This is a genomic window from Pantoea dispersa (genome assembly GCF_035783935.1).
GTDB lineage: Bacteria > Pseudomonadota > Gammaproteobacteria > Enterobacterales > Enterobacteriaceae > Pantoea > Pantoea dispersa_C.
In genome coordinates, this window is record NZ_JALKOV010000010.1 from 89,571 (window position 1) to 116,126 (window position 26,556).

20 protein-coding genes and 1 pseudogene are annotated in these 26,556 nt (G+C 59.0%); 8 read left to right on the plus strand and 13 right to left on the minus strand.

Annotated features, from left to right (window positions below; all coding sequences use genetic code 11):
- The first annotated feature begins 54 nt into the window (after positions 1 to 54).
- Positions 55 to 1,743, plus strand: coding sequence for an alpha-amylase family glycosyl hydrolase (locus MXF20_RS18600; protein ID WP_325970681.1), 1,689 nt, complete (start codon positions 55 to 57; stop codon positions 1,741 to 1,743).
- Here the strand turns inward: MXF20_RS18600 and bioH are convergent.
- Positions 1,724 to 2,497 carry a pimeloyl-ACP methyl ester esterase BioH gene (bioH, locus tag MXF20_RS18605; RefSeq protein WP_021507404.1) on the minus strand — a complete coding sequence of 258 codons (774 nt, stop codon included), beginning with the start codon at positions 2,495 to 2,497 and terminating at the stop codon, positions 1,724 to 1,726. The two genes, MXF20_RS18600 and bioH, sit on opposite strands and share 20 nt — an antisense overlap.
- Positions 2,498 to 2,532: 35 nt before the next feature.
- On the opposite strand from bioH, the gene gntX reads away from it, so the two are divergent.
- Entirely contained in the window at positions 2,533 to 3,210 is a 678-nt protein-coding gene (gene gntX, locus MXF20_RS18610; protein WP_325970682.1) for a DNA utilization protein GntX, read from the plus strand.
- 58 nt (positions 3,211 to 3,268) lie between these two features.
- Positions 3,269 to 3,844 carry a Fe-S biogenesis protein NfuA gene (gene nfuA, locus MXF20_RS18615; RefSeq protein WP_021507402.1) on the plus strand — a complete coding sequence of 192 codons (576 nt, stop codon included), beginning with the start codon at positions 3,269 to 3,271 and terminating at the stop codon, positions 3,842 to 3,844.
- 36 nt (positions 3,845 to 3,880) lie between these two features.
- Here nfuA and malQ read toward each other — a convergent pair whose 3' ends face one another.
- The 5 genes from malQ to glpE form a co-directional block, all read right to left on the minus strand.
- Positions 3,881 to 5,938: a 4-alpha-glucanotransferase gene (gene malQ, locus MXF20_RS18620; protein WP_325970683.1), complete on the minus strand. Its 2,058-nt coding sequence runs from the start codon at positions 5,936 to 5,938 to the stop codon at positions 3,881 to 3,883.
- A 62-nt stretch (positions 5,939 to 6,000) separates the two neighbouring features.
- The gene (malP, locus tag MXF20_RS18625) at positions 6,001 to 8,406 is read right to left on the minus strand and encodes a maltodextrin phosphorylase (protein WP_325970684.1); all 2,406 of its coding nucleotides are present in this window, start codon (positions 8,404 to 8,406) and stop codon (positions 6,001 to 6,003) included.
- A 254-nt stretch (positions 8,407 to 8,660) separates the two neighbouring features.
- Entirely contained in the window at positions 8,661 to 9,419 is a 759-nt protein-coding gene (locus tag MXF20_RS18630) for a DeoR/GlpR family transcriptional regulator (RefSeq protein WP_325970685.1), read from the minus strand.
- Between the two features lie 43 nt (positions 9,420 to 9,462).
- Positions 9,463 to 10,287, minus strand: coding sequence for a rhomboid family intramembrane serine protease GlpG (glpG, locus tag MXF20_RS18635; protein WP_325970768.1), 825 nt, complete (start codon positions 10,285 to 10,287; stop codon positions 9,463 to 9,465).
- A gap of 32 nt (positions 10,288 to 10,319) precedes the next feature.
- A complete protein-coding gene (gene glpE, locus MXF20_RS18640) occupies positions 10,320 to 10,646 on the minus strand; it encodes a thiosulfate sulfurtransferase GlpE (protein ID WP_325970686.1) in 327 nt (108 codons plus the stop codon).
- A gap of 227 nt (positions 10,647 to 10,873) precedes the next feature.
- On the opposite strand from glpE, the gene glpD reads away from it, so the two are divergent.
- Both glpD and MXF20_RS23450 read left to right on the plus strand, forming a co-directional pair.
- A complete protein-coding gene (gene glpD, locus MXF20_RS18645; RefSeq protein ID WP_325970687.1) occupies positions 10,874 to 12,382 on the plus strand; it encodes a glycerol-3-phosphate dehydrogenase in 1,509 nt (502 codons plus the stop codon).
- A 12-nt stretch (positions 12,383 to 12,394) separates the two neighbouring features.
- The gene (locus MXF20_RS23450) at positions 12,395 to 12,685 is read left to right on the plus strand and encodes a DUF943 family protein (protein WP_418936862.1); all 291 of its coding nucleotides are present in this window, start codon (positions 12,395 to 12,397) and stop codon (positions 12,683 to 12,685) included.
- 110 nt (positions 12,686 to 12,795) lie between these two features.
- On the opposite strand, the pseudogene MXF20_RS23455 reads toward MXF20_RS23450, so the two are convergent.
- The 4 genes and pseudogenes from MXF20_RS23455 to iolD all read right to left on the minus strand — a co-directional run.
- A pseudogene (locus tag MXF20_RS23455) lies at positions 12,796 to 12,885 on the minus strand (hypothetical protein); the annotation flags it as partial.
- Positions 12,886 to 13,048: 163 nt separating this feature from the next.
- Complete coding sequence (gene iolE, locus MXF20_RS18650; protein WP_325970688.1) at positions 13,049 to 13,945, minus strand: myo-inosose-2 dehydratase; 897 nt, start codon at positions 13,943 to 13,945, stop codon at positions 13,049 to 13,051.
- A 67-nt stretch (positions 13,946 to 14,012) separates the two neighbouring features.
- Positions 14,013 to 15,026 carry a Gfo/Idh/MocA family oxidoreductase gene (locus tag MXF20_RS18655; protein WP_325970689.1) on the minus strand — a complete coding sequence of 338 codons (1,014 nt, stop codon included), beginning with the start codon at positions 15,024 to 15,026 and terminating at the stop codon, positions 14,013 to 14,015.
- A gap of 64 nt (positions 15,027 to 15,090) precedes the next feature.
- Positions 15,091 to 17,025, minus strand: a complete 1,935-nt coding sequence (gene iolD / locus MXF20_RS18660; RefSeq protein WP_325970690.1) for a 3D-(3,5/4)-trihydroxycyclohexane-1,2-dione acylhydrolase (decyclizing) — start codon at positions 17,023 to 17,025, stop codon at positions 15,091 to 15,093.
- A 545-nt stretch (positions 17,026 to 17,570) separates the two neighbouring features.
- On the opposite strand from iolD, the gene MXF20_RS18665 reads away from it, so the two are divergent.
- Positions 17,571 to 19,484, plus strand: coding sequence for a bifunctional 5-dehydro-2-deoxygluconokinase/5-dehydro-2-deoxyphosphogluconate aldolase (locus MXF20_RS18665; RefSeq protein WP_325970691.1), 1,914 nt, complete (start codon positions 17,571 to 17,573; stop codon positions 19,482 to 19,484).
- Between the two features lie 415 nt (positions 19,485 to 19,899).
- Positions 19,900 to 20,742 (plus strand): MurR/RpiR family transcriptional regulator, encoded by an 843-nt coding sequence (locus MXF20_RS18670; RefSeq protein WP_031279682.1) that lies wholly within the window; start codon positions 19,900 to 19,902, stop codon positions 20,740 to 20,742.
- A 118-nt stretch (positions 20,743 to 20,860) separates the two neighbouring features.
- Here the strand turns inward: MXF20_RS18670 and iolB are convergent, their stop codons facing one another.
- From iolB to MXF20_RS18685, 3 genes are all read right to left on the minus strand, one after another.
- Positions 20,861 to 21,676, minus strand: a complete 816-nt coding sequence (gene iolB / locus MXF20_RS18675; protein WP_325970692.1) for a 5-deoxy-glucuronate isomerase — start codon at positions 21,674 to 21,676, stop codon at positions 20,861 to 20,863.
- A gap of 23 nt (positions 21,677 to 21,699) precedes the next feature.
- Positions 21,700 to 23,205 (minus strand): CoA-acylating methylmalonate-semialdehyde dehydrogenase, encoded by a 1,506-nt coding sequence (locus MXF20_RS18680; RefSeq protein ID WP_021507389.1) that lies wholly within the window; start codon positions 23,203 to 23,205, stop codon positions 21,700 to 21,702.
- A gap of 603 nt (positions 23,206 to 23,808) precedes the next feature.
- Positions 23,809 to 25,032: an MFS transporter gene (locus MXF20_RS18685; RefSeq protein ID WP_325970693.1), complete on the minus strand. Its 1,224-nt coding sequence runs from the start codon at positions 25,030 to 25,032 to the stop codon at positions 23,809 to 23,811.
- Between the two features lie 206 nt (positions 25,033 to 25,238).
- Between MXF20_RS18685 and MXF20_RS18690 the strand changes: the two genes are divergently transcribed.
- Positions 25,239 to 26,315, plus strand: a complete 1,077-nt coding sequence (locus MXF20_RS18690; protein ID WP_325970694.1) for an AI-2E family transporter — start codon at positions 25,239 to 25,241, stop codon at positions 26,313 to 26,315.
- Positions 26,316 to 26,556 lie beyond the last annotated feature (241 nt).

Consider the following 26,556-nt stretch of genomic DNA (forward strand, 5'->3'; position numbering starts at 1 on the left):
CTACGCTGAAAAAACCGTGTGAAAAAATGACCTTCCGCGTAACCCGGCGATCCGATGGACATTATCAACTTCCTGCTCGATGAGATTTATGAAGGTAGCTTCCCCGTCGCGGCGCGCGAGCGCCTGCTTTCGCACATCCGCGCGGCGCGCGACACGGTAAAGCTGCCGCGTAAAGCGCACTGGGATGAAAAAGACGTGGTGCTGATCAGTTACGCCGACCAGTTCCGCGAACCCGAGCAGCCCACGCTCGCCAGCTTTACGCGCTTTTATCAGCAGCATCTGCAGTCCACCTTCAGCCTGGTGCATCTGCTGCCATTTTTCCCCTACTCGTCCGACGATGGCTTCTCGGTTATCGATTACCACAAAGTGAACCCGATTTGCGGTGACTGGCGGCACATCACGGCGCTGCACAGCGAAACCCGGCTGATGTTCGATTTCGTCTGTAACCACATGTCGGCGCACAGCGCATGGTTTCGCCACTTTCTGGCGCAGGATGCCGGCTGGGACGACTTCTTTATCAGCATGCCGCCCGCCACCGATCTCAGTGCCGTGACGCGCCCGCGCACCTCACCGCTGCTGACGCCGTTTACCCTCGCTAACGGCGACACGCGCTTTATCTGGACCACCTTCAGCGCCGACCAAATCGATCTCAACTTCGCCAATCCGCAGGTGCTGATCCGCATGGTGGGCGTACTGCTGGATTATCTCAACAAAGGCGCGGATTACGTGCGGCTGGACGCGGTGGGCTACATGTGGAAAACGCCGGGCACACGCTGTATCCATCTGACCAAAACCCATCAGCTGGTGAAGCTGTTTCGCGCCATCGCCAACGAAGTCGCGCCAGGTACGGTGATCGTGACCGAAACCAACGTGCCGCATCAGGATAACATCAGCTATTTCGGCAACGGCCACGACGAAGCGCAGATGGTTTACCAGTTTTCGCTGCCACCGCTGGTGCTGCACGCCATTCACTCCGGCTCGGCGCGCGCGCTGCGCCAGTGGGCCAGCACGCTTGAGCCCGGTGATGGCGGCACCACCTTCTTCAATTTTCTCGCCTCGCACGACGGCATTGGCCTCAATCCGGCACGCGGAATTTTGTCGGAAGTCGAGATTGTGGCGCTGGTGCGTGAACTGGCGCTGGAGGGCGCGCTGGTATCTTATAAAAACAATCCGGACGGCAGCACCAGCCCGTATGAAATCAACGTCACCTATCTCGATGCGCTTAATCACCAGACCGACGATGACGACACGCGCCTGCGCCGCTTCCTGCTGGCGCACGCGATTCTGCTGGCGTTTCCCGGCGTGCCCGCCATCTATATTCAAAGCATCCTCGGCTCGCGCAATGATAACGAGGGCGTGCGCGCCGCCGGGCACAACCGCGCCATCAACCGGGAAAAGTACAGCCTGCGCGACATCGAACAGCAAATCAGCGGCGGCAACCCGCTGCGTCAGCAGGTGTTTGAGCGGCTTAGCGCGCTGATTCAGCTGCGCACGCGTCAGCCGGCGTTTCATCCGGATAATCCGATGACGCTGCTGGAAAGCGACAACGCGGTGCTGCTGCTGCGCCGCCACGCGGCGGACAGCGATGAGGGATTACTGTGCGTATTCAACCTCAGCAGCCGCGAGATCAGCACCACGCTGCCGCAGGCGCGTCATTTTCAGGATGTGATCAGCGGGCAGCGCGTGGATGGCAGCCAGCCGCTGGTGCTGGCCGCCTGGCAGTTTATGTGGCTGCGTGGATAAACTGCTGTACCTGCTGGCAGAACGCCTCCGGGTGCGAAATAAACGGCGCGTGTGCGGCCTTCGCGATGACAACCGACTGCGAATGCGGCCAGCGCGCATCCAGCTGCGGCGCAATACGGCGCGGCACCAGGCCATCCAGCGCGCCATAAATACGCAGGAACGGCAGGGTCAGCCCATCCAGCGCGCTGCGCAAATCATCGTGGCGCAGAATGTTTAATCCTCCTTCCAGCACCGCTACCGACGGCATCGGCTGCGACAGCACCACCTCTTTCAGCTGGCGCGCATCCTGACGTGCATTCTCCGTCCCCATGGTCTGCAGCGCGAGAAAGCGCTCCACGGTGCGCTGAAAATCACTGCTCAGCTGCTGCTGGAACGTCGCCAGCGTCTCAGGCTGAATGCCGGGCCATTCATCCCGGGCGGTGAAGCACGGCGACGACGCCACGCTGATCAATGCCGCCACGCGATCGGGCTGACTCAGCGCCAGCTGGCTGGCCACTAAGCCGCCCAGCGACCAGCCGAGCAGCACCGCACGCGCTGGCAATTGCGGTAATAGCTGCTGCGCCATCTGCGCCAGGCTCAGCGGCCCAAATCCCTGGCTGCGGCCAAATCCCGGCAGATCCACCAGATGCAGACGAAAATGCGGGCTGAGTCGCGGAACAATGTGTTGCCACACTTCGGCGTTCAGTCCCCAGCCGTGCAGCAGCACAAGATCGCGATCGCCTGTGCCTGTGGTGTGCCAGTAAAGCGAACTCATCGGTTACACTCCCGAAAAGTGAAAAGGAGGTCGCTATGCTAGCAATCCCGGCCCTGTGTTGGCTATGCCGTCTGCCGCTGCGGATCGCCCGACACGGCCTGTGCAGCGTGTGTCAGCATCAGTTACCGGCGCTGCCGGCGCTCTGTCCCTGCTGCGGGCTGCCAGCCAGCGGCGATCACCCGTGCGGACGCTGCATGCGCCGGCCGCCGCCGTGGCAGGCGCTCACTTGCGTGAGTGATTATGTGCCGCCGCTGAGCGACTGGGTGCAGCAGCTCAAATTCTCGCGCGCAACCGCACTCAGGGTGATGCTGGCACGGCTGCTTTTGTTAAAATTATTAACAAAGCGCCGCGAGCAGCCGTTGCCACGTATCGATCTGGTGCTGAGCGTGCCGCTGCATCGCCGCCGCGCCTGGCAGCGCGGGTATAATCAGGCCGCCCTGCTGGCTAAACCGCTGGCGCGCTGGCTCGGTTGTGAGTACCGCGAAGGTCTGCGCCGGGTGCGGCACGGTGCGGTGCAGCATGTGCTCAGCGCCCGCGCACGGAAAAACAATCTGCGTGGCGCGTTTCGCCTTGAAATGGCGGTGCGCGGACGCCACATCCTGCTTATCGATGATGTGGTGACCACCGGCAGCACGGTGGGGGAAATCAGCCGCTTATTACTGGCGCAGGGCGCGGCCAGCGTACACATAGGATGCCTGTGCCGTACCTTGTAGAGCGTCGGCGTTGGGCGTATTATAACCAGGTATTTTAGTCAACTATTGAGCAATCGCCATGATCCGTATTACTGATACTGCGCAAGAGCACTTCGCAAAACTGCTGTCAAAACAGGAAGATGGCACCCAGATTCGCGTATTCGTTATTAACCCGGGTACGCCAACCGCCGAGTGCGGCGTCTCCTACTGCCCGCCGGATGCGGTCGAAGCCACCGATACCGAACTGAAGTTCGACAAGCTGTCTGCCTATGTTGATGAGCTGAGCGCGCCGTACCTCGAAGATGCGGAAATCGACTTCGTGACCGATAATCTCGGCTCACAGCTGACGCTGAAGGCGCCAAACGCCAAGATGCGTAAAGTGTCGGACGATGCGCCGATGGTTGAGCGCGTGGAGTATCTGCTGCAGGCGCAGATCAACCCGCAGCTGGCCAGCCACGGCGGTCGCGTCTCGCTGATGGAGATCACCGACGAAGGCTATGCCATTCTGCAGTTTGGCGGCGGCTGTAACGGTTGCTCAATGATTGACGTGACGCTGAAAGACGGCATCGAGAAAGAGCTGCTGGCCGCCTTCCCTGAGCTGAAAGGCGTGCGCGACCTCACCGAGCACCAGCGCGGCGAGCACTCTTACTACTGATTGATCACGCGGCAGCCACTCAGGCTGCCGTGTTTTTTACTGCTTCTTACGCCCTTCGTTGACTATCGCCAGCAGCCGCTGCACGTTGCCGTAACTAAACAGCTTCTCCAGCGGTACGCGCAGTTTGCGCCGCCAGTTCGGGTATTCAGCTACCGTGCCCGGCACGTTGACCGGCGTCTCCATTCCCAGCCAGTCCTCCGGCTGCAGCCCGAGCAGGGCGCTGTCGGTGTACGCCAGAAAGCGGTGCACGCCCTGATTCAGCGCAGGCGTCAGACGCTGGCCGGCACGGTTTTTGCTGCGCGCATCAATGGCTCGTGCCTCGCTCAGGGCGTTCAGCAACGCGGTTCTCTGCCGATCGCGGTCCGCGATGGCCGCCTTAAGCATGCTGCGTTTAGCAAACAGCCCCAGCTGCTGGCGCAACTGCAGATCGGCGGCATGCCAGAATCCGCTCAGCGTCGGCAAATCATGGGTACTGGCGCTGGCAATCGACTGGCGCGGATAGGCTGCCGGTGGGCGGAACTGTCCGTCCTCCCCGCACTCGAACATCAGCACCTTCCACGAAAAAATGCCGCGATCGCGCAGCAGGCTGACGATCTCCTGCGGCACGGTACCGAGATCTTCACCGATCACCATGCAGCGCTGGCGCTGACTCTCAAGGGCGAGGATCGCCAGCAGATCGTGCACCGGATAAGCGACGTAGGCGCCTTTGTCCGCGCTTTCACCGTAGGGAATCCACCACAAACGCAGCAGTGCCATGACGTGGTCGATACGCAGCGCCCCGCAGTCGCGCATATTGGCGCGCAGCAGATCGATAAAAGGCTGATAGCCACGCGCGCGCAGTACGTGTGGATCGAGCGGCGGCAGCGCCCAGTTCTGTCCGAGCGGGCCAAGCGGATCCGGCGGTGCGCCCACCGACGCGCCCAGCTTATACAGTTGCGGGTCCTGCCAGGTTTCCGCACTGTGCTGCGCCACGCCAACCGCCAAATCACGGTATAACCCGACCGCCATCCCCAGCTGCTGGCTGCGCTGCCAGCAGGCGGCGAACTGCTGCTGGGCCAGCCACTGCAGCCAGCTCCAGAACAGGATGTCGTCCTCATGCTGTGCGCACCACTGCTGCACCTCCGGCTGCTGCGCCTGCTGCCAGCCTGACGGCCACTTTTCCCAGCCCCACTCGTCGGGATGCTGCTGACTGCGCGCTGCCACGATGGCATCAAATGCCGCCTGGTAGCGCAGCGCATCGCCGCCTTCCGCAAGAAATTGCTGAAACGCCGGCTGCTGTGCCAGCTGCGGCTGCGCGTGCTGCCAGGCAAAGCGCAGCGCGGTCAGCTTGAGCGTCGTCACTGCGCGGTAATCGACAAACCTTGCGCTGCGCGCCTGTTGCAGCGCCTTGCGCGTTGGCGCACTGTGCCACCAGCGCTGGGCGGCTTCACTGTGAGTGAAGGCGTCGATCTGGTTGATGTCGATGTACAGCACGTTGAGCCAGCGGCGCGAGCTCGGGCTGTACGGACTGATGTGATCCGGCTGCGCCGGGTAGAGCGCGTGCAGCGGGTTAAGCCCGATGAAATCGCCGCCGTGAGCGGCGACCTGCTCCAGCATCTGCATCAGGTCGCCGAAATCGCCGATGCCCCAGTTATGCGCCGAGCGCAGCGTATAGAGCTGCACCAGCGCGCCCCAGCGCTTTTCCCCCTGCGCCAGCGCCGGCGGCAGATAACAGCGCGCCGGTGCAATGATAATGCGCGTCTGCCACTGCTGGCCTGAGGTGCTCAGCGTGAGCTGATGGTAGCCTTCGGGCAGCTCTGCCGGCAGCACCAGGCTTTCTCCCGCGCTCAGCGTGCCGTCATAGTGCTGCCCCTGCTCGCTGACCAGCTGCCAGCGGTAGTCGTCGCTGCCCTGCGGCGTCAGTTCAGGCAGCCCGGGCGGCGTGAACACCAGCACCGGCGGCAGCGGCGACGCGTTGTCCGCCGGCGTGTCCATCAGCGCCAGCAACGCGCGTTTGGTGTCATCGCTGATGGTCTGTGACTCGCCTTGATTATTGATAAAACTCAGTGCGATACCGGCATCCCGTGCAGCCTGATCCAGTTTCTTCATGGCCATGTCGTCTCCTTCTTTGCCGTGCGCACATCACGCATTCAGCGTCATTTTCCGGCGGCTCAGCTTCAGCGCGCCGCCTGCCAGATACGCTGTTGGTAATCCCGAATCGAACGATCGGCACTGAAGCGGCCGGTATGCGCGGTGTTGAGAATCGCCGCTTTGGTCCACGCTTCCGGATTGCGCCACAGCGCTTCGACACGCTGCTGCGCCGCGATATAGGCAGCGAAATCGGCCAGCACCAGCCACGGATCGCCCTGTTTAGTCAGGCTTTCCAGCAGCGGCGCAAACGCCTGCCGGTCGCCGTTGCTGAATTTGCCCTTCTCCAGCTCCTTCAGCAAACCGTCGAGATAGCGATCGTGCTTACGCAGCTTCTTCGGACTGTAACCGCCGGCCTTCAGCGCTTTTACTTCATCCATCGTGTTGCCGAAGATAAAGATATTTTTCTCTCCGACCGCCTCGGCAATCTCCACGTTAGCCCCGTCCAGCGTTCCGATCGTCAGCGCGCCGTTGAGCGCCAGCTTCATGTTGCCGGTACCGGAGGCTTCATAGCCGGCCGTGGAGATCTGCTCAGAGAGATCGGCCGCCGGAATCATCAGTTCGGCGGCGGTAATCCGGTAATCCGGCACAAAAACCACCCTGAGGCGATCGCCCACCAGCGGGTCGTTATTGATCACCTCCGCGACTTTATTGATGGCACAGATAATGTTTTTTGCCAGGAAATAGCCGGGCGCCGCCTTGGCACCAAACAAAAAGACGCGCGGCACGAAGTCGGGATTGTCCGGGTTATCGCGCAGCTGGCGATAGCAGTGCAGGATGTGCAGCAGACTGAGATGCTGGCGTTTGTATTCATGCAGGCGCTTGATCTGCACATCAAACAGCGCGTCAGGATTGATATCGATGCCGGTCACGCGTTTGATGTATACCGTCAGCCGCAGTTTGTTTTGCTGCTTGATGGTGCGGAACTGCTGGCGAAAGCTTTTCTTCTGCGCCAGCGGCGCCAGCCATTCCAGCGCGTCGAGATCGTTGGCCCACTCGACCTGCAGGCTGTCATCAATCAGCGCGGACAGCAGCGGGTTGCACTGCTTCAGCCAGCGGCGCGGCGTGATGCCGTTGGTGACGTTATGGAATTTGTGCGGCCACAGCTGGTGATATTCCGGGAACAGATCGTGCACCACCAGCTGCGAATGCAACGCCGCCACGCCGTTGACGGCGAAACAGCTCACAACGCACAGGTTAGCCATGCGCACTTCGCCGTCGCTCACCACAGCCAGCTTGTGCCAGAGGGCGCTGTCGTTCGGCCAGCGCTGTTTGACCTGCTGCTTCAGCTGGCGATTAATCTGCTTAATGATTTGCAGATGGCGCGGCAGCAGTTCGCGCAGCAGGCTTTCAGGCCAGCGTTCCAGCGCTTCCGGCATCAGCGTGTGATTGGTATACGCGAAGGTGCGGCTGGTGATGTGCCAGGCGTCATCCCAGCTCAGCCCGTGTTCATCCAGCAGCAGACGCAGCAGCTCCGGAATGGCGATGGTGGGATGAGTATCGTTGAGCTGAATCACCTCGAAATCTGGCAGCGTATCCAGCGCCCGCCCCGCCTGCCGGTGCCGGCGCAATATGTCGCTCACCGCGCAGGCGCACTGAAAATATTGCTGCATCAACCGCAGGCGTTTACCGGGCGCATGGTTGTCGTTGGGATAGAGCACTTTGGTCAGCTTGTCGGCTTCAATGCCCGGCTGCTCCGCCTGCAGGAATTTGCCGGCGTTAAACAGCGTCAGGTCAAACGGCTGCGCGCTGCTGGCTTGCCACAGCCGCAGCGGCAGCGTGATACCGTTGCGATAACCGATTACCGGCAGATCCCAGGCTTCGCCAATCAGCTGCTGTGCCGGACGCCACTCAATGCTGCCGTCGTCGCGCTTTTTAACCTTACCACCCAGCCCCACCACTACATCCAGCGCGGAGTTGTGGCGGAACCACGGATAGCGATCGCGCTGCCAGTCGTCCGGTGCTTCCTGCTGCTGTCCGGCCACAAACGTCTGGCGAAATAGGCCGTACTGATAGTTGAGACCGTGCCCCATCGCCGGCTGACCGACGGTGGCCATCGCATCCATGTAGCAGGCCGCAAGCCGTCCCAGACCGCCGTTGCCCAGCGCCGGATCGACCTCCTCCTCCAGCAGTTCAGTCAGCTCAACCTGATGTTCTGCCAGCGCGGCGGCCACCGCGTTATACCAGCCGAGATTGAGCAGGTTATTGCCGGTCAGCCGGCCGGGCAGAAACTCCATTGAGAGATAATTAACGTGGCGCTGAGCGCTTTTCGGCGGCACCGGCGGCTGTGCGGCGAGCAGCTCCATCAGCGCCCGGCTGAGCGCCTGCCACCACTGATGCGGCGTCATCTGCCGGGCGGAAGTCAGTCCGAGCTGCTGCCACTGGCGGGTCAGCGCGGCGTCAAAGCGGGTTTTATTGAATTTTAGCGGCGACATAGTGCATCCCTTTGCATCCGAAACGGTAAACACGGGCAAGCGCAAATCTGAAAGAGTAAGTTAAGCCGGGGACGCTGAAAAAAGCGACAGGGAAATGAAGATGCAGTGAAAAAAGGCGTGCCGCTGCGGCCTGGTCGCCATCAATGGCGACCCTACAACAAGCGCGATGTCCCAGGTGCGGTTCGGTAACTATGGCAAGTGCATCGTAGGGTGCGCATTGATGCGCACCTGGTAATTCATGCGCACCTGGGAAATCAGCACAGTTCCAGATGCACTTCGTGCTGTTCAATCACTTTCAGCACGCTTAACGGCGGGGTTTGATCGGTGTACAGGTAATCAATCAGGCTCATGTTGCCAAGGTTAACCATGGCGTTACGGCCAAACTTGGAGTGATCCACCACCAGCATCACGCAGCGCGAGTTCTCGATAATGGCGCGTTTGGTGCGTACTTCGTGATAGTCGAACTCCAGCAGCGAACCGTCCATATCAATACCGCTGATGCCGAGAATGCCGTAATCAAGCCGGAACTGTGAGATGAAGTCGAGCGTGGCTTCCCCCATGATGCCGCCGTCGCGCGTGCGTACTTCGCCGCCGGCGATAATCACGCGGAAATCCGGCTTGCTCATCAGCAAAATCGCCACGTTGAGGTTGTTGGTGACGATACGCAGATTGTTGTGGTTGAGCAGCGCATGCGCCACCGCTTCCGGCGTGGTGCCGATATCAATAAACAGCGTGGCGCCGTCCGGGATTTGGCTCGCCACGCGCTCGGCGATGCGCGCTTTCTCCGCCGACCACATCATTTTGCGATCCTGCCACGCGGTGTTTTCCGAGCTGGACGGCAGTGCCGCGCCGCCGTGATGGCGCTGAATTTTGTTCTGATCGGCCAGATCGTTCAGGTCGCGCCGGATCGTCTGCGGGCTGACCTCAAAGTGATCCACCAGCTCTTCCGTACTGACATACCCCTGACGCCGGACCAGATCGATAATGGCGTCATGACGTTGCGTCTGCTTCACATCTCTCTCCTCGGCTCAAGGCCGTGTTCTTTTTATCCTGCTGCTAGCGACGTGCGCGTTTGCGCGTATCAACGAACGCCATCGCCAGCCCCACCAGCAAACCGGTGACGTGCGCAGCGTTCGCGATCGACAGGCCAAAGGCGCCGTACCAGCCAATCACCAGCCATACAATAGCGAAGCCAATCAGGCCGCGCTCGAGATAAATGCCACTTTCGGGATCGCGCTCGCCGCGCAGCCAGCAGTAGCCCATCAGCGCATAGACCACGCCGGACAGACCGCCAAACAGCACGCCGCTGAACTTCGCCTGCATCCAGCCGCTCAGCAGTGCCGAAATCAGCATAATCACAAATAGTTTACCGCTGCCGAGGCGCTTCTCGACCGCGCCGCCGAGATACCACCACCACATCAGGTTGAACAGAATGTGCAGCAGCGAGAAGTGCAGCAGCGCGTGGCTGAACCAGCGCCACACCTGAAAATATTGTGATGAATCTGCCGGCCAGGCCAGCCAGCCGAGCACCACATCGTCGCCGACGATCTGCATCAGAATAAACACCGCGATGCAGGCCATCATGATGGTCAGGGTGAGCGGGCCCGCGCGTTCACGGATGTTTGCCCAGATGTTGCTGCGCTCATAACGGAGTCCGCTGGCGGTGGTGCCGCTGTGCCAGCTCGCCGCCTGATAGCGCGGATGGTTAGGATCGCGCACGAACTGCGCGAGTTCGTTTTCGACCATCTCCAGCTTGCTGTCGTCATCCAGCACAATGACATAGTGGCTTTCGCGCTCAATCCGCAGCGTGACGCCGCGCGTCGCCATGTAATCGACAAACGCCTGTGCCATGCGCGGCTGGTTAAACTGGGTAATGCGCATCATGCGGTGCTCTCCTTCCTTTTGTCGGTCGATCAGAGGCTGCCGGTCGCCACCTGCGTCGGAAACGCGGCGCGCCAGGCATCAAAACCGCCGTCGATGCTGTAGACGTCGCTAAAGCCCTGGCTTAACAGGAACTGCGCCGCGCCTTTACTGCTGTTGCCGTGATAGCACATCACCAGCACCGGCTGGTCGTGCTGCGCGCCGGCGATGAATGTTGCCAGATTGTCATTGGTCAGATGCTGGGCGCCGGTGGCGTGGCCCATGGCGAAGCTTTGCGGATCGCGGATGTCCACCAGCTGGGCACCCTGTGCCAGATGTTCATTAGCCTGCAGGACGTTAATACACTCGAAGGTTTCCATGGGTCTCTCATTACCTCGTCATCAATTGGCGTTAGTTTACCCTGATAAGCCGCCGCGATAACCTGACAAATTCTGTGGATATGTGATTTTTTTCCTGCCGAAATGTTAGCTATATCACGCAAGAATGTTTTTATTGAGTTAAGCGCTGGCGTCAATGTTGGTTTCCGACTATTATTACGCTCGAAAACGAACATTTTAGAACTATTCCGAACATCGGAGGAGATGACGTGGAAACCAAAGACCTGATCGTGATCGGCGGCGGCATCAACGGTGCCGGCATTGCAGTGGATGCTGCAGGACGCGGCCTGTCAGTGCTGATGCTGGAGGCGCGGGATTTGGCCTGTGCAACCTCCTCTGCCAGTTCCAAGCTGATTCACGGTGGCCTGCGCTATCTGGAACACTACGAATTCCGTCTGGTAGGCGAAGCGCTGGCCGAACGTGAAGTGCTGCTGAAAATGGCCCCGCACATCGCCTTCCCAATGCGTTTCCGTCTGCCACACCGCCCGCATCTGCGCCCGGCGTGGATGATCCGCATGGGCCTGTTTATGTACGATCGTCTGGGTAAGCGCACTACGCTGCCGGGCAGTAAAGGTCTGCGTTTTGGCGCGGAATCGGCCCTGAAGCCAGAAATCACGCGCGGTTTCGAATATTCCGACTGCTGGGTGGACGATGCGCGCATGGTGGTGCTTAACGCGCAGGAAGTGGTGAAACAGGGCGGTGAAGTGCGCACCCGCACCCGCGTGACCCGCGCCTGGCGTGAAGCCGGCCTGTGGATGGTGGAAGCGGAAGACGTCGATACCGGCAAAACCTATACCTGGCGCGCCAAAGGGCTGGTTAACGCCGCCGGTCCCTGGGTGAAGCAGTTCTTTGACGACGGCCTGAAGCTGAAATCGCCGTACGGTATCCGCCTGATTAAAGGTAGCCATATTGTGGTGCCGCGCGTGCACACCGAGAAGCAGGCCTACATTCTGCAGAACGAAGATAACCGTATCGTGTTTGTGATTCCGTGGATGGATGAGTTCTCCATCATTGGCACCACCGATGTGGAATACAAAGGCGATCCGAAGAACGTCAAAATTGATGACAACGAAATCAGCTATTTGCTGAAGGTGTTTAATGCGCACTTCAAAAAGCAGCTGACCAGTGACGACATCGTCTGGACCTATTCCGGTGTGCGTCCGCTGTGCGATGATGAATCCGATTCACCGCAGGCGATCACCCGTGATTACACGCTGGACGTGCATGACGATAACGGTCAGGCACCGCTGCTGTCCGTGTTCGGCGGCAAGCTGACCACCTATCGCAAGCTGGCGGAGCATGCGCTGGAGAAACTGGCGAAATACTATCCTGATGCCGGTCCGGCGTGGACCAAAAACGCTGTGCTGCCAGGCGGTGACTTCTCCGGCACGCGTGAAGACTACACCGCCAGCCTGCGCCGTCGCTATCCGTTCATCAGCGAAGGCATGGCGCGTCACTTCGCCCGTACCTACGGCAGCCGTACTGAAGTGCTGCTGGAAGGCGCGAAGAGCCGTGAAGATCTGGGTGAAAACTTTGGCCACGAATTCTATGAAGCCGAACTGCGTTACCTGGTGAAACACGAATGGGTACGTGAACTGGACGACGCCATCTGGCGCCGCACCAAACAGGGCATGTGGCTGAGCGAAGCCGAACAGGCGCGCATCCGTGACTGGCTGGCAGAAAACGGCCAGAAACCGGCGCTGTCGCTGGCTTCGTAATCGCCTTAAGCATTGTCCACAACCCCGCCACCGCGCGGGGTTTTTGTTTTTTCTTTTAGAGCCTTTAATAAAAATGGCCCCATCACCTACTATTTTTATGCATTGGGCGAGGGATACCAGCCATTGGAAAAAGAGGACCGTATTTGTTTCAAGCAAATGCAACCCCCTGCTAATTGCCTGGATAAAAATTTACTGATGAAAATTCAGCGGGCGCAGGATGGGGGCGTGATGTTCTCACTGGATTCAGGAAATTACACAGTGAACAAAGGCAACGAAATAAGTCAATTGCAGAAGCGTAATTGATACATAGCGCGATAAATCGCGCCGCTACAGTGTGTGCAGTCGTTAATGACGAAAGTCACTGCTGCATTTACCGTAGCGGCGCAATTCATTGCGCTAACTGACCGTCAATCTTACAGCCCGGCATTGTCACGAATATATTTACGGGCTTTCACCGCATATTCGGAGGGATTAGCGATGGCCGGATCCTGTTCCGCTTCAACCTTAGACAGTGAATTAAGACAATGAAATGAGTCGATTGCAGAAGAGCAATTGATACATAGCGCGATAAATCTCGCCGCTACAGTGTGTGCGGTCGATAATGACGAAAGTCACTACCGAATTTACCGTAGCGGCGCAATTCATTGCGCTAATTAACACGCAAATTTACAACCCGGCATTGTCACGAATATATTTACGGGCTTTCACCGCATATTCGAAGGGATTAGCGATGGCCGGATCCTGTTCTGCTTCAACCACCATCCAGCCTTTGTAGCCGTAATCATCAAGGATTTTGAATACCGGTTTGAAATCGATCACGCCATCGCCCGGTACGGTAAAGGTGCCTTTTTTCACCCCGTCGAGGAACGACAGCGAATTGGCGCGCACCTCTTCTACCACGCTGTCGCGCACATCTTTCAGGTGCACGTGGAAAATACGCGGCAGATAGCGGGTCAGCACATCCAGCATCACCTGCTGTGAGCCTTCGGAGTAGTAAATGTGGCCGGTGTCATACAGCAGACCGACGTTATCGTTGGTCAGCGCCATAAAACGCTCGATCTCGGCTGGCGTCTGAATGCCGGTGCCCATGTGATGGTGCAGCGTCACGCGCATCCCTTTCTGCGCCGCGATCTCCGCCAGCTCGTTATAGCCTTCCGCCGTCAAACGCCACTCTTCATCGCTGAACACCGGCTTCTGCTCCAGCACAGGCAGCGACGTGCCCTGAATGCTTTTGCTCTGCTCTGAGCAACCAATCACGCGCGCGCCCATCGCGTGCAGGAAATTCATGTGATTGATGAACTCATCAATGGTTTTCGCCTTGTCGCCATTGGCAAAAAAGGTACTAAACCAGGCATTACAAATCTGGATACCGCGAATATCCAGCATCGGTTTCAGCACCGCCGGATCGCGCGGATATTTACTGCCGACTTCGCTGCCGGTGAAGCCCGCCAGCGCCATTTCGCTGACCGTTTGCTGGAAGGTATTTTCGCTGCCGAGATCCGGCATATCATCGTTGGTCCAGCCAATCGGCGCGATGGCCAGTTTGACGTTATCTTGATTCATTTTCAGCTCCCTGATGCAGAGAGGCAGCGCTAATCCGCTGCCGTGGATGGGTTAGCGCAGGCTCAGACTATTTCTGGTAAAACGCCGGACGCGGTGGCATCGCGACTGCTTCAATCGCGCCGCTGTTTTGCGCCTTCAGGCAGGCATCGGCGGCCACCGAGGCGGCAAAGCCATCCCACGCGGAAGGCCCGCTCAGCTGGCCCGCTTTGACATCATTGATAAACGCCTGCAGCTCCACGTCGTAGGCGTCGATGAAGCGATCTTTCCAGTCGGTCAGCAGCGCGTTACCGAGGCGGGCATCTTTGCGCATCTGAATGGCCGACGGCTCCGGCAGTCTGGCGATGCCCTCTTCGCCCACCACTTCACACTGAATGTCGTAGCCGTAGGCGCAGTTCACAAAGATCTCCACATCAATGCGGATGCCCTTCTGCGTTTCGAACAGCACGATTTGCGGATCTTTCAGCTTCGCGTGCGACTTTGAAGTCGTGCGCGGAAACACCACCTGCACGCTCTTGTAATCGTCTTCGGTCAGCCAGCGCAGCACGTCCAGTTCGTGAATCAGGGTGTTGGTGATGGCCATATCGGTGGTGTAATTCTCGCCGACGCTCTGATTACGGTGCGCGCAGTGCAGCATCAGCGGCTCGCCGATGTCACCGTCGGTGATCACCTTTTTCAGCGCACGATAGCCGGCATCATACGGACGCATAAAGCCCACCTGCACCAGACGTTTGCCGTGCGCGATCTCGGCGTCGACGATACGGCGGCAGCCCTCCGCGCTCAGCGCCAGCGGCTTCTCGCAGAACACCGGTTTCCCGGCGGCAATCGCGGCCAGCGTGAACGCTTCGTGTGTCGGATCCCATGAAGTGACCAGCACCGCATCCACTTCCGGTGAGTTAATCACCTGATGGCCATCCTGATACACTTCGGCCTGGATATTCAGTCGCTGCAGCGCCGCGCGCGCGCCTTCCACATTAATGTCCGAAACCGCCACCACTTTTGCGCCCTGCAGCACGTTGTTGCAGCGACGAATATGTTCCTGACCAATTGCGCCGGTACCGATTACACCGAGTTTGAGCGTCATAATTACACCTGTAGAGTCGGATAAGTAGGGTAAAACGGGCCGGGCAGCGCCGGCCGAAAAAGGGTTAGTACTTACGCGCCTGTTCGATATGCTGATTGAGCTTGTCGGCCACCTGCTGCGTACGTTCTGAGGTGGAAGCCTGCGCCACGCCGACGTGCCACCAGCTGAAATATTTGTGCACCATGGTTTTCGGCAGCACTTTAATGTCGATCAGCGTGGATACCGTCTGCTGCTGCGCATCTTCCAGCGCCGCTTTCAGCTGCTCCAGCGTGGTCACCCGGTAGGTTTTACAGCCGTAGCCGCTGGCGATCGCCGCGAAATCCACCGGCACAAAACCGCCATCCAGCTTGCCGCCCTGCGGATTACGGAAGCGGAACTCGGTGCTGAAACTGTCCATGCCGTGTTCCATCTGCAGGTTGTTGATGCAGCCGTTGGTCATGTTATCCAGCAGGATGACGTTGATTTTCGCCCCTTCCTGAATCGAAGTGACCAATTCGGAGTGCAGCATCATGAACGAGCCGTCGCCGACCATGGCGTAGACTTCACGCTGCGGCTGCGCCAGCTTCACACCCAGCGCGGCATTCACTTCATAACCCATGCATGAGTAGCCGTATTCGACGTGATAAGCGTTGTAATCTTTGGTGCGCCACACGCGCTGCAGGTCACCCGGCAGACTGCCAGCGGCGGCGACAATCACCGCATCTTCAGGCAGCTGTTCGTTTAACGTGCCCAGCACGCTGCTCTGTGTCAGCACTGATTTGGTTAAGCGCTCAAACTCGCCAAACAGCGCGGCACGATCGATGTGGTCGGCGATTTCCGGAATAAAGTCGTCGGTGTTGAAAGTGGCGGCATAAACGCGCTGCGTCTCTTTCAGCAGCCTGATTTGCGCCTGTTCAATCTGGCTGCCCCAGTGATTATCAAAACCGTTCAGCCCGGCTTCCAGCGCGGTTAACGCTTCACGCGCATCCGCCAGCAGCTGCACGCCATCCAGCTTGTAGCTGTCGAAATTGTTGACGTTGATGTTGAGGTAGCTGATGTCCGGATGCTGGAAGATCCATTTTGATGCGGTGGTGAAATCGGTATAGCGCGTACCAATACCGATCACCAGATCGGCCTCTTTGGCCAGCAGGTTCGCCGCCAGACAGCCGGTCTCACCTACACCGCCCACGTTGAGCGGATGGTCGGAAACAATCGTGCCTTTGCCGGCCTGGGTTTCGGCAAACGGAATATTGAAACGTTCGGCAAAACTCAGCAGCGCCTGACCCGCGCCGGAATATTTCACGCCGCCACCCACTACAATCAGCGGCTTGTGCTTACGCGCAATTAAAGTCAGCGCCGCATCCAGCTGGGCCGCGGTCGGCAGACGCCGGTCGAGCAAATGCACGCGTTTCTGGAAGAAGTATTCCGGGAAGTCCCAGGCTTCGCCCTGCACATCCTGCGGCAGCGCCAGCGTCACCGCGCCGGTTTCCGCCGGGTCGGTCAGTACGCGCATCGCGTTGATACAGGCGGTCATCAGCTGCTCCGGACGGCTCACGCGGTCCCAGTATTTGCTCACTGCGCGGAAGGCATCATTGGTGCTGATGCTGAGATCGTGACTCTGCTCGATCTGCTGTAGCACCGGATCCGGCTGGCGCGTGGCGAACACATCGCCCGGCAGCAGCAGCAGTGGGATACGGTTGGCCGTCGCCGTGGCCGCCGCCGTGATCATGTTGGCGGCACCCGGTCCGACGGAAGAGGTACAGGCGATGATTTGACGGCGCAGCGACTGACGGGCAAAGCCGGTGGCAGCATGCGCCATGCCCTGCTCGTTACGGCCCTGATACACCACCAGATCGCCGCTATCCTGCTCCAGCGCCTGGCCGAGACCGAGCACATTGCCGTGACCGAAAATCGCAAAGATGCCGTGCACGAATTTGGTTTCAACGCCGTCAACGTTCAGGTACTGATTATCGAGAAATTTCACCAGCGCCTGCGCGGTAGTCAATCTGATAGTGCCCATATGCTCTTTCCTTTACATGGAGTACCCGCTCAGGGGGTACACGCGGTTCGGGTCGGCGGAGGTGAACGGCGCCCGTCGCTAAGTGAAACGTGTGGCGATTATAAACAAATATTTTTTCCATCAAACTCGATTACAGAAGAAACATTTCATTTTGCGATGAAGATCAAATTCAGCGTCGAAACGGGGGCGGCGGTGGGGTCAGATAACAGCAAAGTGGAACAGTACACTGCGCTTTAGTCGCCAGAATGAAATTTCATTTCACCTCAGCAGCTTCCGCTATCCTGTCACGATTTCCTGCGAGCTGGCTCACAAGCCAGTGCATCCGCGAAACAGCCAGGCAGCAGAGGGCGCTAAAGGTGGCCAGGCCAGAGTTTTACCTGGCTCACAAAATCGCGATAGATGTTTCATTTCATATTGTATATGGAATTTTTATTCCTCATACTGCCTCTATAGCCAGCCAGGCACCTGAGATCCCGGAAGCGCAGCGCCTGAGATCGGGCAGCAGCGCCCGCCGTGTCTGCTTATCACAGAAGGAAACCATCAGTATGAGTACACAACCGAAGCGGCTTGATGTGATTTGTATTGGACGCATCGCCGTCGACCTTTATGGCCAGCAAATTGGCTCACGTCTGGAAGACATGACCAGCTTCAACAAATACCTTGGTGGCTCTTCCGGCAACGTGGCCTATGGCACCGCGATTCAGGGCCTGAAATCGGCGATGCTGGCGCGCGTCGGGGACGAACATAATGGCCGCTTTCTGCGTGAGGAGCTTCAGCGCGTGGGCTGCAATACTGACGGGCTGATTACCGATAAGCAGCGCCTGACCGGGCTGGTGATTCTTGGCATTAAAGATGAAGAGACCTTTCCGCTGATTTTCTACCGCGATAACTGTGCCGATATGGGCCTGGTGCCGGAGGACATTAAGGAAGAGTTCATTACCTCAGCGCGCGCCGTGGCGGTAACCGGCACGCATCTGTCGCATCCGGACACGCGGGCGGCGGTACTGAAAGCGCTGGATATCGCGCGGCGCAACGGGCTGCGTACCGCACTGGATATCGATTATCGTCCGGTGCTGTGGGGGCTGACCTCGCTGGGCGACGGTGAAACGCGTTTCATTGAGTCCGGCCAGGTGACGCAGCAGCTGCAGGAAGTGGTGCACTATTTCGATCTGATTGTTGGAACGGAAGAAGAGTTTCACATTGCCGGCGGCAGCACCGACACCCTGACTGCGCTGAAAAACGTGCGCCAGGCCAGCAACGCCACGCTGGTGTGTAAGCGCGGGCCGCTCGGCTGCGTGGTATTTGAGGGCGATATTCCTGCTAGCTGGGAACAGACGCGCCTGCACAGCGGCGTGCGCGTTGAGGTGCTCAACGTACTGGGTGCCGGCGATGCGTTTATGTCGGGTCTGCTGCGCGGCTGGCTCAGTGATGAGAGCTGGGAGCAGGCGTGCCGCTACGCCAATGCCTGCGGCGCGCTGGTGGTGTCACGTCACGGCTGTGCGCCGGCGATGCCAACAAAGGAGGAGCTGGACGATTTCCTCAGCCGCGACAACGCAGTGAAACGCCCGGATCTCGACGCGCGCCTTAATCATCTGCATCGCGTCACCACGCGTAAACAGCAGTGGCCGGAGCTGAACGTGTTCGCCTTCGACCACCGTAAACAGCTGGCCGATATGGCGCGCGAAGCGGGCGTCAGCGAAGAGCGCATTCCGCAACTGAAGCTGCTGCTGCTGCAGGCGGCACAGGAAGCGGCTAACGAAGCCGGTCTCAATGAAAAAAGCGGTATCCTGGCGGATACCACGTACGGTCAGAAAGCGCTCAACGCCATTACCGGTAAACACTGGTGGATTGGCCGGCCCATCGAGCTGCCGAGTTCACGTCCGCTGCGTCTTGAGCACGGTAACATTGGCTCTCAGCTGGTGGACTGGCCGGCTGAGCATGTGGTCAAGTGCCTGGTGTTTTACCATCCGCACGACAGTGCCGAACTGCGTAAAGAACAGGACGAGCTGGTTCTTGACGTGTGGCGCAGCTGTAACAAGAGCGGGCACGAGTTGCTGCTGGAAGTGATTCTGCCGGAGAGCAACCCGGACCGTAACGAGTCCTACTATTACGATATGCTGAGCCACTTCTACAGCCTGGGCGTGCAGCCGGACTGGTGGAAACTGCCACCGCTGGCGGCGGAGAGCTGGCAGGCGATCGGCGAGCTGATTGAACAGCAGGATCCGCACTGTCGCGGCATTCTGTTACTCGGTCTTGATGCGCCGGAAGAGAAGCTGAAAGCCGGCTTCGCCGCCGCCGCGCAGGCCACGTGGGTGAAAGGTTTCGCCGTGGGTCGCACCATCTTTGGTCAGCCGTCACGTCAGTGGCTGAACGGTGAGCTGGACGATCAGACGCTGGTTGAGACGGTGAAGGGCAATTATCTGCGCCTGATTGGCTACTGGCGCGCCGCGCGCGGCTGATGGATTTGCAGAGGATGTACTGAGAAGCGGCCTTGCGGGCCGCTTTTTAGTGTGTTGCGCGCGGATGCCCTCACCCCAGCCCTCTCCCACCGGGAGAGGGAGCCGTTCAGGCAGATGGTTAAGCATTGTACCAGGCCTGTCAGACCGATCAGACCGCTCCGGACTCTCCCCTCTCTCGCTGGGTGGAGAAGCAAAACCTTGCGACCTGCCTGATAAACCGCTCCGGACGGTCCCCTCTCCCGCCTGCGGGAGAGGGTTAGGGTGAGGGAAAGCCCTCAATCCCTGAGTTTTGTGAGGCAATTCATAAACCGATGAAATAGCCGTCACGATAGCGTCAAACAAATGAAATTTTCCATCCATCTGGTACTATAGCGCTCATTATCCAGCCATATTTTCTTTTTAACGGGCCGAAGTAATGACCAATAACCCAACGCAATTAACCTTGTTACAGGACGATATCCGTCGTCGCTACGAGACGCTGAGTAAACGCCTGAAGCAGGTGGCTCGTTATATCCTTGATAACAGCAACAGCATCGCGTTTGATACCGTCGCCTCCATCGCCCAGCAGGCGGATGTCCCGCCTTCCACGCTGATCCGCTTCGCCAACGCTTTTGGCTTCAGCGGTTTCAACGAAATGAAACAGGTTTTCCGTCAGCACCTGATGGAAGAGACCGTCAACTACACCGAACGGGCGCGCCTGTTCCGTCAGACGGCCACCGATGACAGCGCCAGCTCACCCGAGAGCCCGGTGGAGATCCTCAACGTCTTCACCATGGTCAACAGCCAGGCGCTGCAGCAGCTGGCGATGCAGGTCAATCCCGACCAGCTGAACAAAGCGGTGAAAATGCTCAATGAAGCAGAGAACATCTATATCATCGGGCTGCGTCGCTCCTTTAGCGTGGCCTCGTATCTGGTGTACGCGCTGCGCCATCTGGAGCGTCGCGCCTTCCTGATTGATGGCCTGGGCGGCATGTTCACTGAGCAGCTCAGCATGGTGAATCCGAAAGACGTGGTCATCGCCATCAGCTACTCGCCGTATGCGCGTGAAGCGGTGGAGCTGGTAGAGCTGGGTGCTAAACGCGGTGCGCATCAGATCGCCATCACCGACAGCCAGGTGAGCCCGCTGGCGGCGTTCAGCGACGTCTGTTTTGTGGTGCGCGAAGCGCAGGTGGATGGCTTCCGCTCGCAGGTGGCCTCGCTGTGCCTGGCGCAAACCCTGGCGGTGTCACTGGCGCTGAATAACAGCAGCAGCGAATAAACCTCAGGTACCGAATATAAAAAAGCAGCCATCTGGCTGCTTTTTTTATCTGTACGCATCAATGCGCACCCTGGGGTTTGCGGGGGCACGGTTAATCCGGCAACCGCGCGAAACCCGATTAACGACGCGGATACTGCTCGCTGTTCACCCAGGCGTGATCCTTCTCCCAGGTGAATTTCCACAGCCGTACCGGCCCGGCCATCACGTTGAGATAGTAGTTATCGTAACCGGCAAGCGTCGCCACCGGGTGATAACCGCGCGGCACCGTCACCACATCGCGGTTATACGGGGCCATACACTCATCGAGCGAACGGTCGTCGGTGTAGACGCGCTGCATGGCAAAACCGGGCTCAGGGTCGAAACGGTGATAATAGGTCTCTTCCAGATAGGTTTCGTCCGGGCTGTCCTTCTCATCGTGCTTGTGGCTGGGATACGAACTGGTCGCGCCCTCGTCGGTATACACCTCGACCACCAGCAGGCTGTCGGCCGGTTGATTATCCGGCAGGATATTGTGCACCAGGCGCTGATTGCGCCCTTTGCCGCGATGCTCCACGCCCACGTCCTGTGGTGCAATCAGCCGCGCCGGCAGATGGCCGCTGCCCGGTGCACTGCACACCGCCAGCTCCAGATCGCTGTCGGCGGTGATTTCAACCTCATCATGATGCGGCACGTAAACCGAGTAAGGCGGCGTGCGCTCAAACGGCGACAGGCGCTTACCGATGCCAGGGAATTCCGCATGGCGGGTTTTCACCGACGCCAGACCCGCCACCAGCACCAGGCACAACTCTTTCTCGCCGCTGCTTAACCGCAGCGTCTGGCCTTTTTGCAGCAGATAGGCATCAAAACCGACGTATTCCCAGCCGGCGCTCTCCGGCGTCACGTGCTGGATACGGCCCTGGCTGTCCGGCTGCTGCACTTTTGAAATCAGTGACATCCTGTTTCTCCTGTTGCGCGACATTAACCCAGCGTTGGCATGCTGAACTCAGAGACGGTCTGCTGACCGCTCGGCCAGCGCACGGTCGCCGTTTTCATGCGGGTGTAGAAGCGCACACCGTCCGGACCGTGCACGTTGAGTGCACCAAACACTGAACGCTTCCAGCCGCCAAAGCTGTGGAACGCCATCGGCACCGGCACCGGCACGTTGACGCCCACCATGCCCGCTTCGACGTTGTGCACAAATTCACGGGCGGTGTGGCCGTTGCTGGTGAAGATAGCGCTGCCGTTACCGAATTCGTGGCTGTTGACCAGCTGCAGCGCGCTGTCGAAGTCGCTGGCGCGCATGATGCTCAGCACCGGGCCAAAAATCTCTTCGCGCCAAATCACCATCTCCGGCGTGACGTTATCGAACAGCGTACCGCCCACGTAGTAACCCTCTTCGTGACCGGCAACTTTTACGCCGCGCCCGTCAACCACCAGCGTCGCGCCTTCCTGCTCGCCTTTGTCGATGTAACCCAGCACTTTCTTCTGGTGCGCAGCGGAGACCACCGGCCCCATTTCATTCTCTTCAGCGCCCTGCTGCATGCCCGGTCCCACGCGCAGCGCTTTGATCAGCGGCGTCAGGCGTGAGATCAGCTTGTCAGCGGTGTCGTCGCCAACCGCGACCACCACCGGCAGCGCCATGCAGCGTTCCCCGGCAGAGCCAAAAGCACCGCCCATGATGGCGTTCACCGTGGCATCGAGATCGGCATCCGGCATCACAATGGCGTGGTTTTTGGCCGCGCCAAAGGCCTGCACGCGTTTGCCGTGGGCGCTGGCGGTTTTGTAGATGTGTTCAGCCACGCCGGAGGAGCCGACAAAGCTGACCGCCGCGATGCGCGGATCTTTATACAGCTGCTCGGCATCTTCGTTTGACGAATGAACCACGTTAAACACGCCATCCGGCAGACCCGCTTCTTTCAGCAGTTCGGCCATGCGTACCGAAGCAGAAGGATCGAGCGCCGGCGGTTTCAGTACAAACGTGTTACCGCACGCCAGCGCGATCGGGAACATCCACAGCGGCACCATCGCCGGGAAGTTGAACGGCGTGATGCCCGCCACCACGCCCACCGGCTGCATCAGTGAGTAGCTGTCGACGCCGGAACCGACGTTTGGCGAGTTTTCCCCTTTGATCAGGTGCGGAATGCCGCAGGCAAACTCAATCACTTCAATGCCGCGCGTCAGCTCACCCAGCGCATCGGACCACACTTTACCGTGCTCAGAAACAATCAGCGCCGCCAGCTCATCGCGGTGCTTTTCCATCAGCGCTTTGAAGTTGAACATGACGCGGGCGCGACGCAGCGGCGCGGTTTTCGACCATTCCGGGAACGCCGCATGGGCGACCTCGATCGCCTGCGCCACTTCCGCCGCCGTGCTCTGCGTCAGCTCGCGGATCACTTTGCCGGTCGCCGGATCGTAGACCGGAATGGTTTCATTGCTGGCGCTGTGCGTGATTTTGCCGCCGATAAAGTTTCCTACGATAGTCATGTCGTTGCCTCATTGATGTGTAAGGTCCCTGCAGGCCGCGGATGAGTCTCAGTCGCGCCCGATCGGGCAATACGGAAAGCGTGCTATGAAGCTATTACAGTGAAATAAATTTTTCAAATAGTTCTTTTTGGAAAATTTACTTTTAGCGGTCTGGATCGCATTTTTCCACCGGCGGCAGCAGGCGCAAGCGTTGCGGCGATACCTGTGCTGCGCGCGGCAGTAATCGGCGGCGGGGCGTCAGCAGGAATTGCCGGCTGGCAGAGAGGTCTGCGCATGCAGCGGCGCCAGTGAAACGAAATATGAAATTTTTGCGAGGCAGATCCAATATCTGTTATTTCATAATTCAATTAAAACGAAATAAATGTTTTCTTTGCCACATCTGCAGGCAATGCGATGTAAAACGAACCCTTATCTGTGTCTTAGCGACACGCTTTTGTTGGTGTTGGCCTCGGTCGGAGGCCTTTTTTTCACCGTTTCCCCCATCCGATGCGTGATTGCCGCAGCGGATTGCCCGGTGCGCATCAATGCGCACCCTGCGGTGTTGGCCCCGTCCACTGCCTGATGCCTATTAATGCGCGCTCTGTCATGCTGTAGGGTCGCCATTTATGGCGACCTGGACGCAGCGTCTTCGGCTGGCAACTCAGCCTGACGCTTGATCATCCGCAGGGTACAAAACAGCGCGAAACCCACCAGCAGCGCAGTGAGCAGGTAGACCAGCTGCACACCGGCGAAGCTCATGATAAAGCCGGCAATCGGACCGGTGATGCCGAGCGACAGATCCATAAACGCGGTATACGTGGCCAGGGCGCTGCCCTGGTTCTGCTGCGGCACCACTTTGACCGCCACCACGCCAATTGCCGGGAACACCAGCGAGAAACCGGCACCGGTGAGAAAGGCACCGAACTTCGCCATCCACGGATCGAACGCGCCCGCCACCAGCAACAGGCCAATTGCCTCAACGGCAAAACACAGGCTGGCGACGCGCAGTCCGCCGAGCTTATTGATAGCATTGGGAAACAGCAGGCGCATGCCGACGAACGCGGCGCTGAACAGCGTCAGCGCAAAGGCCGCGCCGTCCCAGCCCTGTTCCTGATAAAACAGGGTGATAAAGGTGGCGATCACGCCAAAGCCCGCCGAGCCCATCGCCAGCAGCAGGCCAAAACCGTACACCTTGCCGAGCACCGCGCGGAACGGCAGCGGTTTGGCCTTGCTGCCTTTGACCGGCGCACGCGGCAGCGCCAGCACGATCGCCAGCACGCTGATGGCGATAATCACGCCCGAGAGCAGCAGCAGGCCGCCGCTGCGAAAGATCATCACGCCGAGCGGCGCGCCAATCGCCATTGCGCCATAGGTAACGATGCCATTCCACGAAATCACCCGGCCGATATGCAGCGAGCCGACCTTCGCCACGCCCCACAGCGAGGTGCCGGTGCCGCAGAAACTCTGCCCGACGCCCAAAAGCACGCGCCCGAGGCACAACAGCGCCAGGCTCAGCACTTCCTGCCCTTCCGCCAGCGCCGACAGCAAAATACACAACCCGCTGATCAGGCTGCCAAACAGCCCAAGCACCACCACTTTTTTGGGTCCCCAGCTATCGGCATAGCGACCGGCATGCGGGCGGCTCAGCAGCGTGGCGACATATTGCAGGCTGATCACCACGCCGGCCCAGAAGGCGCTGTAGCCCAGGCCGTCGTGGACAAAGCCCGGCAGCACCGCCAGCGGCAGGCCAATGGTGAGATAGGTGGCGAAGTTGAACTTCACGATGGAGAGAATGTGTAAATTCAGGCGAAAACGGCTGTATTCGGCCGCGACGGGCTGGTCAGGCATGAGTGATTGCGCTCGTGTTTGACGGAATTTTTATAGCTGAAGCTTCACTATACGCCTTTTCTCACATTACGCATCGCCGATGACCGGCACGATACAGGCGACATAGAGGATCAGTGTTCCGGGCTCGCTTCGCTTAATCCTAAACAAACAATCACTTACTGGCGTTCAACTACACTTTCCTCAGCAACCCTCATTCAGGAGCAGGAATGAACGAAAAGCCACAGGAGAAAATTGGCCAGAACATCCTGGTCAAGCTGGCGATGTTAGTGATTATTCTGGCGGGCATTCGTGCCGCGTCGGATATTCTGGTGCCCTTCTTACTCGCCAGCTTCCTGGCGATTGTACTTAATCCGCTGGTGACGCTGCTGATGCGGCGCGGTCTGCGACGCGGCGTGGCGATCTCGCTGGTGATCACGGTGATCTTCATCGTGATGCTGCTGCTGGTCAGGGTGCTGGCCAGTTCGGTCAGCGAGTTCAGCGATACCTATCCGCAAATCCGCAGCCTGCTGGAGCAGAAGCTGGCGGTGCTGCAGCACTTCGCCGCGCAGTTCCATATCAATATCTCCACCAGCGCGCTGGCGGCCCGGCTCGATCCCAACGTCATCATGAACATGGCCACCACGCTGCTGGCGCAGTTCTCCGGTGCCATGACCAACGTGGTGCTGCTGATTCTTACCGTGGTGTTCATGCTGTTCGAAGTGCACCACCTGCCGTACAAAATGCGCAATGCGATGGTGAATCCGCAGATCCGCATTGCCGGGCTGCATAAGGCGCTGAAAGGCGTCACGCACTATCTGGCGCTGAAAACGCTGGTGAGCCTGATTACCGGGCTGGCGGTGTGGCTGGTACTGATGCTGCTGGACGTAAAGTTTGCGCTGTTCTGGGGCGTTGTCGCCTTTATCCTCAATTTTATCCCCAATATCGGTCCGATTATCGCCGGTGTGCCGCCGTTTATTCAGGCGCTGGTGCTGAATGATGTGTATGACGCCGTGCTGGTGGCGGCGCTGTTCAGCGCTATTCACATGGTGTTTGGCAACATGCTGGAGCCGCGCCTGATGGGACGCGGGCTGGGGTTGTCAACGCTGGTGGTGTTTTTGTCGCTGATTTTCTGGGGCTGGCTGCTCGGTCCGGTCGGCATGCTACTGTCGGTGCCGCTGACCAGCGTCACCAAAATCCTGATGGAAACCACGCCAGGCGGTAGCCGGCTGGCGATTATGCTGGGTAACGGCCGGCCCAAACCGCGCCTGCGCGTCAAAGCTAACCGCCCCGCGCCGCGTCCTTAACATCGTACCACACCACGATGCCAGACTTACCGCCTTCGCCGATCGTCTGGCATCGTCCTTTCGCAGTGAGGCTGCCGCCGCAGGGCGTCATCGCCCATCATGCCTGATTATGCGGGCGCCACGTCGTCGCCCACCTCATGCCCAAGGCGTTTTCCTGGCGGGAAATGCCAGTAACGGCAAAACATTGTCAATAAACGCAAAGCGCGAACCATAATTGACTTGTATCAGATTGGTGGAAAAT